The organism is Phaeovulum sp. W22_SRMD_FR3, from assembly GCF_052113705.1.
Lineage (GTDB): Bacteria > Pseudomonadota > Alphaproteobacteria > Rhodobacterales > Rhodobacteraceae > JBGQOG01.
The window spans coordinates 174,793-192,053 of sequence record NZ_JBGQOG010000005.1 but is presented as its reverse complement, the minus strand read 5'-3'; the positions used below and the strand labels follow the sequence as shown (position 1 = coordinate 192,053).

Here is a 17,261-nt window from a genome sequence, read left to right as displayed (position 1 = left end):
TATGCGGCGGAGGACTATGCTCTGGCGGCCAATGCGTGGTCGCACAACCAATCGTAGTCGCGGCGGTCAATCGTCGTTTCAAGTTGAGCGACCTGTTCCGCGCCGATATGGGTGGCGGCCCGGTCAAGCTGACCGATCCCATGTTGGGCAGTGTCGGTTTTCCAGCTCTCATCGGCACGCACAATCTCTGACAACACTTCAGTGCGGCGCAGAAGGTCGGCCTCGCTCAGCTCAAAACCGCATTTGCGCGCCAGCGACAGGGCGACGGCTTCGGGCGTCTTCACGAGATGTTCGTAGATCACCAGATGGTGGTTGGCCCGGCCCATCAGCGCGCGCGTCAGCCGAACTTCCTTTTGCCACCGCGCGAGCGCATCGGCAGGATCCGTGGGCCGGTTCCAGCTTTGCGAGGCCTTGGCGAGGGATGACGCGACCCCGACACCATCGCGCACCAAATGGATGAACTGCACGGGTTTACGCACCGATTGCGCCGCGGTCTCGATCAGATCGGTGTAGAGCAGGTGGCGCGGTGTCTTTTCAAGCCAGGCCGTGCGGCCACGGCTGCTCGCCGCGCGATCCAGCACCTCGAGAAAGTAGCGCGCGATGGCGCGCGACGACAGCCGTGCCGGGGCGAAGAACGCGGGCAGTGCCGCGGGATCAATGCCGTTCTCGGTGTAAAAGCGCCGGGCCAGCGCCACAGGCGACCGCAGCGGCACCAGCACCGGCAGACGACGCGACAGCGCATGCGAATACAGATGCGATTCCTGAAAGGTTGTCAGCTCAGGCGAACATCCCAGCAGGCTTTGCAGCAATGTCGTGCCCGAGCGGGGAGAACCGACGAGAAAGAACCGTTTCATTGCCTAAACTCCGCGGGACGGCGCCATGCCTGTCCGGCTGCTGGGGCAAATGCTGCAGCTTTTGCTGGCGCAATGCGTGTATCAAGAACCAAGTAGCTGAATAGTCCGGCGAAAATAAACACCGAAAAATCGCTGCCGCTGAAAAAGTTGAACTCAAACGTCGAGCGGAGCAGCATCGAAACCAGCACCATCAGGGCCAGAGTGAAGCGCGGACTACGGGTGTCGACGCAGGACAAGACCTGATTGGAGAGCGACAGGATGGCAGCTGTCGCAAGGATCCCCCCCAAGACCCCGGATTGCAGGGTCACTTCGAGCAACACATTATGCGCGTGCGGAGCCTTGAAATAGGGCAGCTCAGGAATAAAACCAAGCGGACCATCCCAGATCGAGACCGGGCCATATCCAAAGATCGGCTGCAGTGAAATCGCGCGCTCGGCCGTGGCCCAGACGTAGACGCGCCCGGTCAGCGTCACGTCTTTGCCAAGGGCCGTCAGCGCGATGTCGATGAGCAGCGGGATCGAGAACGCAAAGATCGCCAAGAGCAAGAACAACATGATCTTTGCGCCGATACGCGAGCGGGTCAGCCCGATCAGCAACCGCCAGGTCAACAGCGCGGCAAAGGCACCCACCACTCCCATCAGTTTGTTGGCAGACCCTGCCTGCAGCAACAAAAAGAATGAAAGCGAGAACAGCACGATACGGTAGCGCGTGGAAATAATGCCCCGCGCACCGATGGCAATGATCACCCCCATCGCCATCGCATCCGCAAGCTTGTTCTTGTGAATAAAGACCCCTTGCGGCACCCCATAAAGGGAAGAGTTGCTGAGGTCATCTCCCACGGCACCACGGCCCTGCATCAGCCCCATGGACGGGATAAAATAGATATAGACCAACGAAGCGACACCGACCACCAACAGCGTGCCCGACAGCAGGCGCACGAAACGCGGGAAATCCATGCGCAGCGAAATGCCAATGCCGGACACGAACACCATCAGCGACGGGATCCACAGCCCGACGTTCAGCAACGCCTCCGGGCGAAACATCCCGTTCAGCAGAAAGTAGATGAGAAACAGCCAGACCAGCAAATATGCATGCAGCACCGGAGCGGCCAGCCGCCGATACCGCGCGAGCCACCAAAACGCGGCGATATAGACAGGAAGCAGTTTTGCCGCATTCAGGATCCGAACCTGCAGGGAAATCCCACCGCCCGCACCGCTGCCAATAAGCAATTGCTCAAAAAACGCGCCGGAGAAAAAGAGAACGGCCAATATGGTGATCACTGCGGCCGCCCGGCCAACAGTGTCGGGCCGGGCGGCGCTCAGCTGGTCGGCATAGGCAAGGGGGGACGCCGGACTATTCATGAGACTGACGCGACCCTGCCAGAACGGTAAAGCGGGTGACCACGCCCCCGGCCGCGAAGGCGCGGGCAGGCAGGCTCATGCTGAGCGCTTGGGTATCAGCGCGGCGTCCAAAATCGGGAGACACTTCGGCCGCCATGATCTCGAGCGGCACAGGCTCCGGCTGAGGGTTTTGTGTCGCGTCTGCCCGGAAGGCGTCAATGCGCATCACGGCCTCCGCGTCCCGCCGCAGCACGACCCCCGATCCCTCCTGATGCAGGGTCAGTTCCGGCGCGATCAGCCAATGCAGGGTCGCCACAGCCTCGGCGCGGGCTGGCGTGCCCGAGAGCCAGTCCCGAATTTCGTATCCATCCGCGACCGGGGTGATGCTGCGATGATGCAAGACACCTTGGCCGCTGTACCCGTCATGCACGGCTTCAATCGTCGCATCAGCACGCGCGATGCGCCGGGCCTGAGCCTTGCGTGACCAGTTGAAAGCCCCCGAAATCGTGCTCTGATCCACCCCGTCGAGACAGAGCGTGTTGTGGACCGCCGTGCCCCGGAACCGATCGCGGATGCTGCCGCCGGCGTGGTACAGATAGGTCCCGGCATCAATCAGCACCGGCTGGTCGTCAAGGTGCCACCATACGGCCAGCGCATCGGCATGGCCATGCGCCGCAATGGCCAGAAAGCCCAGGGGGCCGTGATCAACGCAGAGAATGCTTTCGCGGCCCGCAATGGTGCTGCGCACGACGGAATAGCCGCCCGCATCGAAATGGCGAACCCCTTCGGCGGGGACTGCCCCCGCATCAGCGCGCCCCAGCCAGAGCTGGCGCAAATGTGCGCGGTCGCGCCGGGGGGCAAGATCCGGGCGCGCCAATAGCGCTGACAAGGACGACAGGATCAGCGCCGGATAATCCGCTTCGCGCGCCGCACCAGACAGCAAAACCCGGCCTTCGTCATCGTCGCCAATCCGCGGCAGGTTGCCCAGCGTATCCGCCATGACATGCAGCACCGTTGCCGCGGCCGTCAGCCGGGCCGTGACCTCGGCGGGCACAATGTCGCCCGCATCCCGCCCGACGGCGACCGACAGTGCGAGCCATTCGAGCGTAAAGCTGGTGTAGGTGGGCGATTGCTCGGCCCCGACCCCATCGGGGTGAATTTGCAAGAGCGCCTCTGCCATCAATTCGCGCCAGGACGCATCCGCCTCGGCCCGCGCGCCCGTAAGGTCCGGCATGCAGCGGCCCAGAATGTGCAGAGCCGCCAGTTCGGCAATCCGGTGGTTGTTGGCGGATGAAAAGCGTGACGGATACCGGGCAAGCCAGAAGCGATGCGCATCCAGGCTTTCGACAAGGCGGCGCCCAAGGTCCGGGGAGAGCGTTTCCGGCCCCAGAAGGGCCACGGCGGCAAGGATGTTCACCGCGCGGATGGCCAATTCGATGCCCGAGCACCAGTTCACCCCCCGATAGGGCGGGTTTGCCGCGATCCAACTGTCGATCAGGGAGAGCGCGAAATCGCGGGCCTGCGTGTCACCATCCGCGCGGGCCAGTGCCGCCGCGACCGGGAGAATTTGCAGGCGGTTCACTTCCCAGACAAATTTGATGTCGCCGAGGCGCGATTGGTGGCGGTAATTGATGTCAAAGCAATATGGCTCGGCGGGCCAGTCAAGGCCGCTGGACGGATCAAGGTGCCACAAGCGGTCGAGCGGCGTTTGCGGCCAGTCGGTTCCGAGGAAATGCCAGGCCCCGGCCTGGGCGCGTGCCACTTCGGCGCGCCATTCCGGCACCGCCTCGCGCGCGAGGGCGTCAAAACGATCCGGATCAAAAGGCATTGCCCCAGCCCGGACCGCCCCCGTCTGTGCGAACCGCGCGGCACCGATGGCGCGGCCCGCCTTGCGCAGGCGGCGTTCGCGCAACCGATGCGCCAGTTCCGGCACGGACATCGCGCGCAACCGGTTTACATACCAAAGCAGCTTTGCGTTCATCCCCGTTCCCCTCCTGCGGTGCTGTCATCGGCGGTCCGGCGCCCGCCTTTGCGGAAAAGCCACCGCACCCCGAGTATGGATGGGTCGTAAGGGGTCAGTCGCAAAACCTCAATCCACAGCCAGATATTCCAAATGGAGATTCCGATCGTGCTGGCCAGAGCCGTACCGTTCAAGCCAAACAGCGGCGTAAAGATGGCCAGCAAAATCAGGCTGACCGGCATCGTGATCAACTGGACGCGGGCACTGACCCGTTCGTGACCGGTCATATTCAGCACGACACCCGAGCTGCCGACAAACACATTCACGCATTGCCCGAGCGACAAGATCAGCAAGGCAGGATAGGCCTGCACGAAATCAGGATCCATCAGCGCGAGAATGGTGCGGCCAAAGAAGATGAAGGCGAGCATCAGCGCCGCGGAGGTCGCGAGCAAAAACACGGCAAGCAAGGACAACTTGCGCTGGGTTTCCTCGATCCGGCCCTCCGCCGTGCCGCGCGCCACGGTGGGCCCCACGATCATGTTCAACGCCGAGAGCATGAAACCCAGAAGCTCAGCCGTGCGGCTGACCGCAAAATAGGCCCCGGCAAGCGGCACCGACAGCAGCGCACCCACCAGCAAGACATCGAATGTCCGGGCGGCATTGCGGGCAAACGAGCCGACCAACAGGTGTTTTGCGCTTGCCGTCCAGGCGGGAATATCCGTCCGGATCTGGGTAATTTTGCCGTCCCGACGCAGGCGCAAGGCAGCTTGCTTGCGGTATTGCAAAAAGGTCAGGACCATGAGTGAAATGCCGGAGCCCGCCATCAGCACCGTCAGGGCGGTGCCCTCCGGCAGCGCCAGCAACACAACCACCCCCGCAACGACAACCGTTGCCACCCGCCAATAAATATCCTTGGGCGCCAATGCGGACACATTCTCGCCATAGCTGCGCAGGACGCCACTCATGACATCCGTCAAGGTGAAGGCCGGAAAGACGAGAAGAGCCGACACGATGTAGGGAAAGGGCTTGTCCGACAGCCCGGGCCAAAACCACGCCGCCACCGAAGCGATCAACCCAATGGTGACCGAGAGGCCGATGACCGCCCGCGTCGCGGTGCGCACCAGGCCCTCGGCCAGATCAGCCTGACCATTCGCCCGATAGAGACCCAGAAACCGCACCACGCCAATATCGGCCCCGAGACGCGCGACGAAAGCCGTGATCGTCATCACGGAGATGATCATCGAATAATGGCCGAAGTCTTCTGCTGTCAGCCAACGTGCCAGCACCACCACAAGCGCATAGGCCAGACCCGCCGCGCCGATGCGCAGCGCGATCACTGTGGCACCCGATTTCATCTCTCGGCCTTGGCGTTGTTTGCTCATGCATAGCCCCGATGATGACTGGTCGCGATGGTCTGGGCGGCGTGCTGCGCAACCGGCCGGAAACCGCCTGTGCGCTGCTGACGGCAGATCTCGACTGCAACGCCGCGGTTGGCGCCAACTGCGCAAGAACCACCTTGCATGGCCGTTGTTTCCCGCAACATCCGGGCCTCCCAGTTCAGGAGAGCGCCCGCCCTGCGGTCACCGACCAAAGGCAAGGCGGCACTGTCGCCCCGCAAACGCGCCCCTTGCCACCGGCGCACCGCCCGCAGGCAAGTCAACCCTTGCATGATACCGCATCGCCTCTGCGCAACCCGCGGCAGCAGTCCGGGGCCCCGAGCAAGGGGCACCCTGGTTCGCGCCGCACAGGATGGGCATCTTGTGGCGACCGCAGTACCGCCCCGGTCATTGGACGGCCTCGCTCCGTTTTACCGCCGGATTTTTCGCCAGCGCACGTTGGTAGGCCGCGATCAGTTGCGGCACCTGATGTGGCCAGGCAAACTGGGTCTCGACGCGCGCGCGGCCAATGCGGCCCATCTCTGCCCGACGCGCCGGATCTGCGAGCAATTCTTCAATCTTGCTGGCAAAGTCGACGATATCGTTGGGCACGGCATAGAGCGAGGCCTCACCCGCCGAATACCGGCCCTCTGTGACCTCGTATTGCACGATGGGCCGCTCAAAAGCCATGTATTCCAGGATCTTGTTCATCGTGGATTTGTCGTTCATCGGGTTCACGCGATCAGGATTGACGCAAACATCCGCGCTCGACAGCACTTCAAAAAGATCGGCATCAGGCGCGCGGCCGGTAAAGGTGACATAATCAGAGAGGCCCATCGACGCCGTCATTTCCTGCAATTTCTGCAGCGACGGCCCGCCCCCGACCAAGACGAACTGGATATCGTCCCGGCCGCGGTCCTTCACAAGATAGGCGATGGATTCCAGCAGCAGATCAATGCCTTCCTGATCGCCCATAACGCCCACATAGCCAACCAGATGCTGGCGTCCGTTGCGCCATTTCGGCTGCGGCGCCACCGGCACCAGGCGGCTGAGATCGGGGCCCGACCGCACCACGAAGACGTTTTCCGGCGCCATGCCGCCGCGCTCAATCGCGATCTTGCGGTAGCTTTCATTCGTGGCAATCGACACATCGGCGGTGCGGAAGGTCAGCCGCTCGAAAGCCACCATCAGCTTCCAGAAAAAGCCGCGCTTGCCAAATTTCGCCTCGTAGAGTTCGGGATTGATGTCATGGTGATCAAACACATAGCGGATGCCGAACAGCTTGAAGGGCATCGCGACGATGCAGATCAGATCGGGCGGATTGCAGCCCTGGATCACGTCGATGCCTTGCTTGCGCAGCACTTTCAACGTGAGCCTGAACTCATGCCAGAGCGCCGCGCTGTATTCGAGAAGGTAACCCAAGGCCCCCGACGCATCGAGCGGCAGCGCGTGCCGGTAGACGGCGATCCCCTCGATGACCTCTTCGCGCGCCTCATGGCCTTTGCCGGTGGGACAAATCACAGAGACAGCAGCCCCTGCGGCTTTCAGGGTGCGCGCCTCCATCCAGACCCGCCGATCAAAGGGCACGGGCAGGTTTTCGACCACAATCAAGACGCGCCGACCCTCAAGCGGGCGGTGGGCGAGTTGGGTGTCGAGGCTTTCCGTTGGCAAATCCACTAACTATTCCTCTTTGTTGCAATGGCCGCGCCGCCACCAAGGGCGCCGCGCAGGCCGTAGCGGGCAATATGGGTCAGGGGGGTTTCGACCCAGCGATAGACGTAATATCCGATCACAAACGCGATGCCGATCACTGCTGTCTGGTAGATTGCCTGATCCAGATAGCTGGTGGCGGGCAGTTTGAGGGCCTTCCAGGCGACGCGTGCCACGGTAAACACGAAAATATGGGAGAGATATATCGAGTAGGAAGCGTTCCCTATCGCGCCAGCCGTCCGCATGAACAGATTTGGCGCACGCTTGGGTTCAAGCGACAGCCCCGCCACAATGATGGCGACCGCAAGGGGGCCCCAGAAAATTCCTCTCAGGTCGGTTCGCACAACCAGATCCGTCAATCCATAGGCCGCCACAAGCGACAGGACGATCAGCGCCCAGGCAAAGGGTGCCGGGATGACCGGCAGTTTGTTGTGGAAAAACAACTTGCCAGCCGCCATGCCGAGAATGAACTCGAGCAATATGTCCTGGCTCCAGAACTGCAACGGTGCGGGTGCCGAGGCAAACAGAAGCGTCGCGGCCAGACTTGCCAGAAACACCGCCAGCACCAGCCCTGCCGCAATCACGACACGCCGCCGGAAGCTGATGGCAATGCCGATGGCGAACAGCGCGTAGAACATCATCTCCATGTTCAGCGTCCACCCCAGACGGAGCAGCGGCGAATAGGTCAGCGTCGCCGGATTGACATGCGGCATGAAGAACATCGACATGATCAGATGCGTAACGCCGAACTCGCTGTTGCGCAGGAGGCTCGGGGCGATCAGCGCCCCGGCCGCCATGAGCAGCGTGAAAAACCAGTAGTTCGGGACAATGCGGGCGATGCGGTCGAGCATGAACTTCACCGCAGACTGGCGTTTCATCTCCGAGGTGTAGACCATGATGAAGCCAGAGATCACGAAGAAGATATCGACCCCGAAATTTCCGGCCTCAGGACGGAAAATCAGGGGTGCGCCGATTTGTTCCGAACTGTGAACCAATGCCACCCAAACCACGGCAAGCGCAGGCAGACACCAGCGCGGCGACATCAGCCACCGCTCGAGCACCTGCGTCTTTTGGGAGGCATTGACCATCAATTGCTCACACGATCGAGTGGGTGGCGTAAACCGCGCGGTTTGTCAGGTCGAGCAACTTGCCGGTCGCATTATTGACGACCACCAGATCCCAATCACCGGCCTCGGCTTCGGCCTTGTCGATCAGCAGTTCATCGATCGTGGGCAGCGCAGAGTAAACATACCCAAGGTTCTGGCCACGCAGACGTGCCGGCTCAAGTTTGGGGTCGAACACCCGCAGCTCATAGCCCGCCTCAAGAAACTTGCGCGCGAGGTCGACGTTGGGGCTTTCGCGCAGATCGTCCGTGTCCGCTTTGAACGCCAGCCCCGCCATCAGCACCTTGCCACCCCCCGCCGGAAGCCGCTTGAGGGCATTCTCGAACTGGTGGTTCTTATGCGCCTCGTTCGAGCGCAGCAGGCTGTCCAGCAAATGGGTCTGCGCATTGACATCCGAGGCGATGAAATTCAGCGCGCGCACATCTTTGGGCAGGCAAGAGCCCCCGAACGCACCCCCCGGACGGGTGTAATAGGACGAGATGTTCAGCTTGGTGTCCGAGACGAGAATCTCGTGCACTTTCGTGGCCGAGATGCCAAGCTTTTCGCACACCCGGCCAACCTCATTCGCGAAGGCGACTTTGACGGCATGCCAGGAATTGTCGACAAACTTGGTCAGTTCGGCCTCTTCAAAGCCGGTGTAAAAGACCGATGCCTCGATGTTCTCATGCAATTTGTCCATCACCGCCGAAGGCTCGCCGGTGCGGGTGCCGATGACGATCTTGGGCGGATTGAAGTAATCCGCGATCGCGGTGGCCTCGCGCAGGAATTCGGGGTTGTAGACCAGATCCACGCGGCTTTCCCAATCGGCACCGACGATCGACCGGAAAATCGGCGAAATCAGCCGCGCAATCGTGCCCGGACGCATGGTCGAGCGGTAGGAAACCGTCAGGGAAGTGCCCGGCATTTCCAACAGCGCCTGCGCAATCTGGCGCGTGACATCGGCGATGTAGCGCATGTCATGCGCGCCGTTCGGCCCCGAGGGCGTGCCCACGCAAACGATGGCCAGATCGGTGCCGACAAGCGCCTCTGACACCGACTTGGTGGCCGACAGCAAGTTGGCGTCCAGCGCCGTTTTCATCAACTCTTGCAGGCCCGGCTCCTCGAAGGGCGCAACGCCCCGCGCGATATCGGCGATTTTGACATCCGAGGCGTCCGCACCCACCACCGAATGACCTTCACTTGCAATACAGCAAGCAGCTGTGAACCCGCCATAGCCCAGGCCGAAAATTGCGACCTTCGTGTTCTTCCCCGATTGTGTTCTTGATTAGCCCTTGGCGCCCTGACCGCGGGCGTAAACGTCTTCATAGCGTACAATATCGTCTTCACCGAGGTAGGTCCCGGTCTGCACTTCAATAAGCACCATCGGCACCTTACCGGGGTTCTCCATCCGATGGAGCGACCCGAGGGGGATGTAAACGGATTGATTTTCAGTAACGAGTTTCACCGTGTCATCAATCGTCACTTTTGCGGTGCCCTGCACCACGATCCAATGTTCGGAGCGGTGGTGGTGGCTTTGCAGGCTCAGGCTGGCGCCGGGATGCACAACGATGCGCTTCACCTGGAAGCGGTCGGCAAGTGCCAGCGTTTCAAACCAGCCCCAGGGGCGGTGATCCTTGGGAAACTGCACAGCCTGTTTGACGGCACGGCTCTTGAGCAGGTCAACCGCCTTTTTCACATCCTGTGCGCGGCTCATATCCGCCACCAGCACGGCATCGTTCATCGCAACGGCGATGATGTTCTCCAATCCGATGCCGACCAGTTCCAACCCGTCGCTGTCAGACCGCAAAAGGCTGTTGCTGCAGTCGATCGCACTCGCGGCGCCCCGGGTCACAACACCGGTTTCATCCGGCGCGCTGCCCGACCAAACCGCATCCCAGCCGCCCAGATCGGACCATTCGCCGTCGAATTGCACCACGGACAGGTTCGTCGCCTTTTCCATGACCGCATAGTCGAGCGAGATATCCGGCGCTTTCGACCAGAATTCCGGCGCCAGCCGCAGGAAGCCCAGATCCGCCTTCGCGGCGTCCGTGGCCCCGCGCACCGCCGACAGAACTTCGGGGGCATGCGTTTCGAAAGCGGCAACCATATCTGCCGCCCGGAACAGGAAGATACCCGCGTTCCACAGGAAATTCCCTGCGTCGAGCATTGCTTGTGCATTGGCGAGGTCAGGCTTCTCGACAAACCGGCTCAGTGCCACGGGCTCTCCTGCGGCGGTCGGGCTTTGGGCCAGTTCGAGATAGCCATAGCCGGTCTCGGGACGCGACGGGGTGATCCCGAAGGTCACGATACGGCCCTCGGCGAGCGCGGGCAATCCGCGGGCGACCGCGGCCTTGAACGCCGCGGAATCGGGAATTTCGTGATCCGACGGCATCACGAGCAGCACCGCTTCCGGATCGTTGGATTGGGCATAAAGCGCCGCCGCCAGCACTGCGGGGGCGGTATTGCGGCCCTCCGGCTCGATCAGCACCGCACCCGGGTCAATGCCCAACTCGGCGAGTTGCTCGGTCACGATGAAACGGAAATCGCTGTTGGTGAGGACGATCGGCGCCGCAAATTCGGCCCCCACCACACGCTCCACCGAGGCCTGAAACAGCGTTTGCGCGCCGACAAGCGGTACAAATTGCTTGGGATAGCTTTTGCGGGAGAGCGGCCAAAGACGCGTTCCGGAACCACCACAAAGTATCGTCGGATAGATCATCGTACCTCAGTCCCCAATCAGCATGTCAATTGAATGCCGCGCCGCAGCGCAAACCTTATCATGCAAGCCCAGAAACCACCAAGGAAAGTGCCGATGCAAGCAATATACGCGCGTTTTCGGTGCTGTCGGCCTCTGCATAGACGCGGAATTCGGGCGCGTTGCCCGAGGGCCGCAGATGCACGACACGCTTGCCGTCCAGATAGATGCGCAAGCCATCGGTCAGATCGACAGCGACTTCCTCGCCCATCGTCGCCACAAAGGCTGCACGCTTTTCAGGGCTGTGGATCAGCGCATCGAGGAAGGCATTTGACGCCTCCGTCGGGATATCGGTCAACCGGTCGGCGGCCGTCACCCGGGCAGGCAGGCCGCCCCGCATTTCCGCCAAGCCGCATCCGCGCGCCCGCGCAAAGGCAAGCGGCGCCACCATCGGCAAGAACGCATCCCGCGTCATCAGCGCCGGCAGCGCGCCGGCCGGGCCCTGCGCGTCAAAGCCGAGCAGGAAGCCGCCATTGGCCTCGAACCCAACCACTTTCGCGTCGGGCGCCTGCGCCAGACAGCCTTCCATCGCGGCAATCACGAAGGGAGACCCGATCCGGGTCAATTCAACGGCCCGGAATCCAAGCTCGGTCACCATCGAATTCGACGACACCGGCGTGCAGATCACCTCTGCCCCCAGCGCCTGCGCCGTCAACACGCCCAACAGATCGCCCGCGACAAGCGTGCCGGTGGCATCGACGAGCATCGGCCTGTCGGCATCCCCGTCGGTCGACAGCACCGCATCGAGCCCGTATTCGGCGCACCAGGCGGCCAGTTGCGTCCGGGTGTCGGGGTCAACCGCTTCGGTATCCACGGGCACGAAGACTTCGGAACGCGCCAGAGGCACCGCGTCGCCGCCCAACCCGGTCACGACGTCGCAGAGCAGATCACGCGCAACCGATGAATGCTGATAGATCCCCAGCCGCAGCCCGGCGAACAGGTCCGTGCCAAAGGCCGAGACATAGCGCCCGACATAGTCGGATGCTGCCTCGGGGTACTGCGTGAGTGCGCCCTCGGCCGCGGCAGAAACGGCTGTGCCCAGATGCCCGACAATCGCCGTCTCGTCGGATTTCGATATTTCGCCGGACGGCAGATAAAACTTCAGCCCGTTGCGATCCGCCGGGATGTGGCTGCCCGTCACCATGATCGCCGCCGCGCCAGCCCGCATCGAGGCCAGCGCCAGTGCAGGGGTCGGCACCTCTCCACAATCCGTGACGTCAACGCCCGCCGCACGCGCCGCCGCGATGACATCTCCCGCGATGCGCCCGGACGAATCCCGCAGGTCACGCCCGACAAACAACCCGGTCCTGACCGGGCAGGCCGCGAGAAACGCATGTGTGTACTGGGTGATGCACTCGGTGGTCAAAGCGGTCACAAGCCCTCGCAGGCCGCTTGTGCCAAATTTAGGTGTAGCTACGGACATCGTCCACTGCCTCTCACTGCAAATAGGTTGACCCAAATCAAACCTGTCAAAAATAGAATTTCAGACAGCAATACGCCGTCTTTTGGAACACCTTAAATGATTCCGAGTCTAGAATGCCCAAATCTTCCGGGTCGAAGCTGCTTGATCTGGCCCCAGAATGCAGCACTTCGTCACTTTCTGACAGGGATCCTTCTGAGCAGGGGTGTTTGCTTTTGCACCCTACCCACCCTTTGGGCACCCGCCGAACAAAGGCTCGGCGCGATGGCGATTCCCTCTGATCCGGCGGATCGAACCCGCGGCCCGGACGCGATCACATTGAGGATTTCACGCGATAGGGCCCGGCGGGGCATTGCGTCATCCGGCTCTGCTTGGCCGCGCCATCAGCGGCCTTCCGGTCACCCCAAACCGAGGGGTGGTGGTTGGGGGGGGGGGCGCCCGGGGCGTCAGGCTGTTCCGGGCGGATTGAACCGCGCGCGGTAGGCGCCCGGCGTCTGGCCCGTGTGTCGCCGGAAGGCGCGCGAAAAATAGGCGGGATCGTTGAACCCCAGCGAATAGCCGACCTCCGCGACCCCCATCCGCGTATAGGCAAGCATGCGACAAGCCTCGTGAAACAGCCGCGTCTCGATATAGCGCGCGGCCGACAGGCCGACGCACCGGCGCGTGATCCGGTTGAGATGCGTGGGCGTCATCGCCAAGGCCGCGCAATAGGCCGCCAGCGTCCAGTGATCCCGCAGATGCGCGCGGATCTGCGCATCAAAGCGCTCCATATGACGGTCTGAATGCGTGGAGGTGCCGTCATCGGGCAGCCCCCGGGTGAGGTGACACAAAAGCTGCATGGCGCGCGCGTGCAGCATCACCGCGCGGTCTTTGGCGTCGCCCGCATGCTCGGCACTGATCGCCAGAACCGCAGCCCGCAGCTCATCGGTGAGCGGCGCCATGCCCCATCTTGCCAGAGGCGCCCGCAGGGCAGAGCCTTCGCCAAATGCCGCCGGAAATTCGGCAACCGGCAAGGTCAGCACAAAGCCCTCGGTCCCCTGCGCAAAGGTGAAACTGTGAACCGCGCCGCGCGGCACGCTGAGAATGACCGGCAGCGCGGGCGTTTGATCCGTGCCGTCCACGTGGATCTGCGCCTGACCGCGGAGCAGCACGAAGACCTGATGCAGGTTGGGGTGGCGGTGCGGGGCAATCTCCCAGTCATGCAGCGAGGCACGATCGGTGATCTCTTCGCAATGCAACAGGTCGGGAAAAGCGTCGCTTTCACCGTAAAGCGCATAGATGGGGACGGCCTGATTCATGTATCAAAAATGCCATTTAATTTCGCATATGTCCATTAATTTGCATCATTGATGTTTTATTATCACCATCATTCGAGGAAGGGATGGTCTTATGAAAACGCAAGTTGCCATCATTGGCGGCGGCCCGTCGGGGCTTTTGTTGTCGCAACTCCTGAACCTTGCGGGCATTTCCACCGTGGTTCTCGAGCGCAAGAGCCGCGACTATGTGCTCTCACGGATCCGCGCCGGTGTGCTGGAAGAGGGCATGGTCGACTTGCTGCGGCAAGCCGGGGCGAGCGCGCGGATGGACGCAGAGGGGCACCCGCATGAGGGCTGCTATCTCTCGACCGCAGAGGGCATGTTCCGGGTGGATTTCAAGGCGCGCGCCAACAGTGAGGTGATGGTCTATGGCCAGACCGAAGTAACCCGCGACCTCTATGAGGCGCAGGACTCGCTGGGGGCCACGATCCTGCATGAGGTCCACGATGTCGAATTGCATGATGTTGAAAGCGGCGCGCCCTATGTGACCTTTGTGCAGGACGGCAAGGCACAGCGTCTGGCGTGTGATTACATCGCGGGCTGCGACGGTTTTCACGGCGTCAGCCGCCCGACCATCCCCGCCGCAGTCCGCCATGAGTTTGAAAAGGTCTATCCCTTTGGCTGGCTTGGGATTTTGTCGCGGACCAAACCGGCGGCGGATGAGCTGATCTATGCCAACCACCCGCGCGGATTTGCGCTGGCCTCGATGCGCAATGAGCATCTGTCGCGCTATTACATCCAGGTGCCGCTGACCGACAAGGTCGAGGATTGGTCCGACGACGCCTTCTGGGCAGAGCTGAAACGGCGCCTGCCCGAAACGGTTGCGGCCCAGATGGAAACCGGCCCGTCGATCGAGAAATCCATCGCCCCCCTGCGCAGTTTCGTTTGTGAGCCGATGCAGTTCGGGCGGCTCTTTCTGGTGGGCGATGCGGCCCATATCGTGCCGCCGACCGGGGCCAAGGGGCTCAACCTTGCGGCATCCGATGTGCATTACCTCTTTACCGCGCTCAAGGCCGCCTATCAGGACAAGGATCTGAGCCTGCTTGCGGGCTATTCGGACAAGGCGCTGGCCCGGGTCTGGGGCGCGATGCGGTTCAGCTGGTGGATGACCACGATGCTGCATCGTTTCCCCGAGCAATCGGCCTTCGATCAAAAAGTGCAGGAAAATGATCTGGCGCAGTTGCATCACCTGCCCTCGGCGCAAGAGACGATGGCGCGTAACTATGTGGGTTTACCCTATTGAACCCACCCCTTTGACCGCCCTCGGGCGGCAGGGATGCAACGGCGACGCCCGTGGCGGGTTGGTTTTCCAGCGCGCAGGAACTGACAAACGAGCCCGTCGCGCTGGTAAGGCGGCATAAGGCACCCTGCCATGCTGACCGCTCCGCGAAAAGCGGCCAAACAGGCCGTGAGGGCGCGTGACAGCGCGCTGGAGTCGCCCGCCTTAGGCCCAAGCCCGTGGCCCACTGGCCGAGAGGAGGCGGGAGAGACCGGGGAAGCCGCATCGCGGCCACAGGCCGCCGATGCCGCACGGTCTGAGACTTGCCCCTTCGGTCAAGGGGCCGCGAAGGACGATTCTGATCCCGCCCCGGTGCCAAAAGCGCGCGGTGAGGCGGCATTCTCTGACCAAGCGATTAATATTTCCGCAGAATGCAGCTTTTGGCGTTTCTGCACCGCAGCGCGTTCGTTTTGCTACTGCACGAAAACATGAGCTTCTCCAGCCTTTCTTCTCGGGGGCCCGCCCAAGTGGCCCCATCGCGACAAGGAGGCCACGCGTGATGAGACTGAAAAAGAGCTTTGCAGCGCTCGCCCTGACGGCGGGTCTGATCTGCGCGCAGACGGCGGCCGCGCAGGGGACTTTGCGCGTTGGGATGACCGCTTCCGACATTCCGCTGACCACCGGCCAGACCGACCAGGGCGGCGAAGGCATGCGCTTCATGGGCTATACCGTCTATGATTCACTGATCGAGTGGGATCTGACCAGCGCCGACAAACCCTCCGTCCTGATCCCGGGTCTGGCGACCGAATGGTCGGTTGATGCCGAGAACAAGACAAAGTGGACGTTCAAGATCCGTGAAGGCGTCACCTTCCACGACGGAAGTCCCCTCACCGCCGAGGTGGTGGCCTGGAACCTCGACAAGCTTCTGGTCGACACCTCCGAGCAATATGACTCGCGTCAGGCCGCACAGGGCAAATCGCGGATCCCCGCCGTCGCCAGCTACACGGCGCTCGACGATCACACGCTGGAGATCATCACCAAGACGCCCGACGCAACCCTGCCCTATCAGCTGGCCTGGATCCTCATTTCCTCCAAGGCGAACTGGGAAGCCCAGGGCAAAGACTGGGAAAAGGTTGCGGCCGCGCCCTCGGGCACTGGCCCGTGGAAACTGGAAACCTTCGTGCCGCGCGAGCGGGCCGAGCTGGTGCCGAACCCGGATTATTGGGACACGACCCGCTTGCCGAAACTCGACAAGATGGTGCTGATCCCGCTGCCCGAACCGAATGCGCGCGCCGCCGCGCTGATGTCGGGCCAGGTTGACTGGATCGAAGCCCCGGCGCCGGACACCATCCCGGCGATGACCGGCAATGGATTTGTCATCTCGTCGAACGCCTATCCGCACAACTGGACCTGGCATCTCAGCCGCATTGACGGCTCGCCCTGGAACGACATCCGCGTGCGCAAGGCGGCCAACCTTGCCATCGACCGCGAGGGAATGTCGACGTTGCTTGGCGGGCTGATGGTTCCGGCCAAGGGCTTCCTGCCGCCCTCGTCGCAATGGTTCGGCAATCCGACATTTGACGTGAAATACGATCCGGAAGAAGCCAAGAAACTGCTCGCCGAGGCGGGCTATGGCCCCGACAAACGTCTCAAGGTCAAGGCGCTGATCTCGCCCTCGGGCTCGGGTCAGATGCTGCCGCTGCCGATGAACGAATACATCCAGCAAAACCTTGCCGAGGTTGGCATTGATGTCGAGTTCATGGTCGTCGAGTGGAACCAGATGATCAACCTGTGGCGCGCCGGTGCGGCCGATCCCTCGGTCGAGGGCAGCCAGTCGATCAACTTCACCTATTTCATTCAGGACCCTTTCACCGCGCTCATCCGTCACCTTGATTGCAACCTCGTCGCGCCGAACGGCACCAACTGGGGCCATTATTGCGATGACGAGATGCAGGGCCTGTTTGACGAGATCAAGACCACCTTTGATCCGGCGGCTCAGGATGCGGTCATTCAGAAAACGCATGAGAAATTCGTGAATGACGCGCTGTTCCTGATGGTGACGCATGATGTCGCGCCGCGGGCGCTGAGCCCGAAGGTCAAAGGCTTTGTACAGGCGCAGAACTGGTACCAGAACTTCTCCTCCATCACGATGGAATGACACCCATGACGCACACCCGCCGCGGTGCGCGCGGCGGGGTCTCATCTGAA

Annotated in this window: 12 protein-coding genes; 2 read left to right on the top strand and 10 right to left on the bottom strand. The window is 62.1% G+C overall.

Going from position 1 to position 17,261, the window contains the following annotated elements; all coding sequences use genetic code 11:
- Positions 1 to 14 precede the first annotated feature (14 nt).
- The 10 genes from ACEN2S_RS08965 to ACEN2S_RS08920 all read right to left on the bottom strand — a co-directional run bounded on the left by ACEN2S_RS08965 (position 15) and on the right by ACEN2S_RS08920 (position 13,816).
- The gene (locus tag ACEN2S_RS08965; RefSeq protein ID WP_441865184.1) at positions 15 to 854 is read right to left on the bottom strand and encodes a sulfotransferase family protein; all 840 of its coding nucleotides are present in this window, start codon (positions 852 to 854) and stop codon (positions 15 to 17) included.
- A complete protein-coding gene (locus ACEN2S_RS08960; protein ID WP_441865181.1) occupies positions 851 to 2,215 on the bottom strand; it encodes an O-antigen ligase family protein in 1,365 nt (454 codons plus the stop codon). The genes ACEN2S_RS08965 and ACEN2S_RS08960 overlap by 4 nt, the downstream gene beginning before the upstream one ends.
- Complete coding sequence (locus tag ACEN2S_RS08955; RefSeq protein WP_441865179.1) at positions 2,208 to 4,175, bottom strand: heparinase II/III domain-containing protein; 1,968 nt, start codon at positions 4,173 to 4,175, stop codon at positions 2,208 to 2,210. Before ACEN2S_RS08955 ends, ACEN2S_RS08960 begins: the two co-directional genes overlap by 8 nt.
- Positions 4,172 to 5,536 carry a lipopolysaccharide biosynthesis protein gene (locus ACEN2S_RS08950; protein WP_441865177.1) on the bottom strand — a complete coding sequence of 455 codons (1,365 nt, stop codon included), beginning with the start codon at positions 5,534 to 5,536 and terminating at the stop codon, positions 4,172 to 4,174. The genes ACEN2S_RS08955 and ACEN2S_RS08950 overlap by 4 nt, the downstream gene beginning before the upstream one ends.
- Before the next feature lie 402 nt (positions 5,537 to 5,938).
- Positions 5,939 to 7,207 carry a glycosyltransferase family 4 protein gene (locus ACEN2S_RS08945; protein WP_441865175.1) on the bottom strand — a complete coding sequence of 423 codons (1,269 nt, stop codon included), beginning with the start codon at positions 7,205 to 7,207 and terminating at the stop codon, positions 5,939 to 5,941.
- On the bottom strand, positions 7,207 to 8,328 hold the full coding sequence (locus ACEN2S_RS08940; RefSeq protein ID WP_441865173.1) for an acyltransferase family protein: 1,122 nt from the start codon (positions 8,326 to 8,328) through the stop codon (positions 7,207 to 7,209). Before ACEN2S_RS08940 ends, ACEN2S_RS08945 begins: the two co-directional genes overlap by 1 nt.
- A gap of 7 nt (positions 8,329 to 8,335) precedes the next feature.
- On the bottom strand, positions 8,336 to 9,592 hold the full coding sequence (locus ACEN2S_RS08935; protein WP_441865505.1) for a nucleotide sugar dehydrogenase: 1,257 nt from the start codon (positions 9,590 to 9,592) through the stop codon (positions 8,336 to 8,338).
- A gap of 36 nt (positions 9,593 to 9,628) precedes the next feature.
- A complete protein-coding gene (locus ACEN2S_RS08930; RefSeq protein ID WP_441865172.1) occupies positions 9,629 to 11,062 on the bottom strand; it encodes a mannose-1-phosphate guanylyltransferase/mannose-6-phosphate isomerase in 1,434 nt (477 codons plus the stop codon).
- Positions 11,063 to 11,120: 58 nt separating this feature from the next.
- Positions 11,121 to 12,521 (bottom strand): phosphomannomutase, encoded by a 1,401-nt coding sequence (locus ACEN2S_RS08925; RefSeq protein ID WP_441865170.1) that lies wholly within the window; start codon positions 12,519 to 12,521, stop codon positions 11,121 to 11,123.
- 443 nt (positions 12,522 to 12,964) lie between these two features.
- On the bottom strand, positions 12,965 to 13,816 hold the full coding sequence (locus tag ACEN2S_RS08920; RefSeq protein ID WP_441865168.1) for a helix-turn-helix domain-containing protein: 852 nt from the start codon (positions 13,814 to 13,816) through the stop codon (positions 12,965 to 12,967).
- 91 nt (positions 13,817 to 13,907) lie between these two features.
- On the opposite strand from ACEN2S_RS08920, the gene pobA reads away from it, so the two are divergent.
- Together pobA and ACEN2S_RS08910 are read left to right on the top strand one after the other, a co-directional pair.
- Complete coding sequence (gene pobA / locus ACEN2S_RS08915) at positions 13,908 to 15,077, top strand: 4-hydroxybenzoate 3-monooxygenase (protein ID WP_441865166.1); 1,170 nt, start codon at positions 13,908 to 13,910, stop codon at positions 15,075 to 15,077.
- Between the two features lie 535 nt (positions 15,078 to 15,612).
- Positions 15,613 to 17,211: an ABC transporter substrate-binding protein gene (locus ACEN2S_RS08910; protein WP_441865164.1), complete on the top strand. Its 1,599-nt coding sequence runs from the start codon at positions 15,613 to 15,615 to the stop codon at positions 17,209 to 17,211.
- Positions 17,212 to 17,261 lie beyond the last annotated feature (50 nt).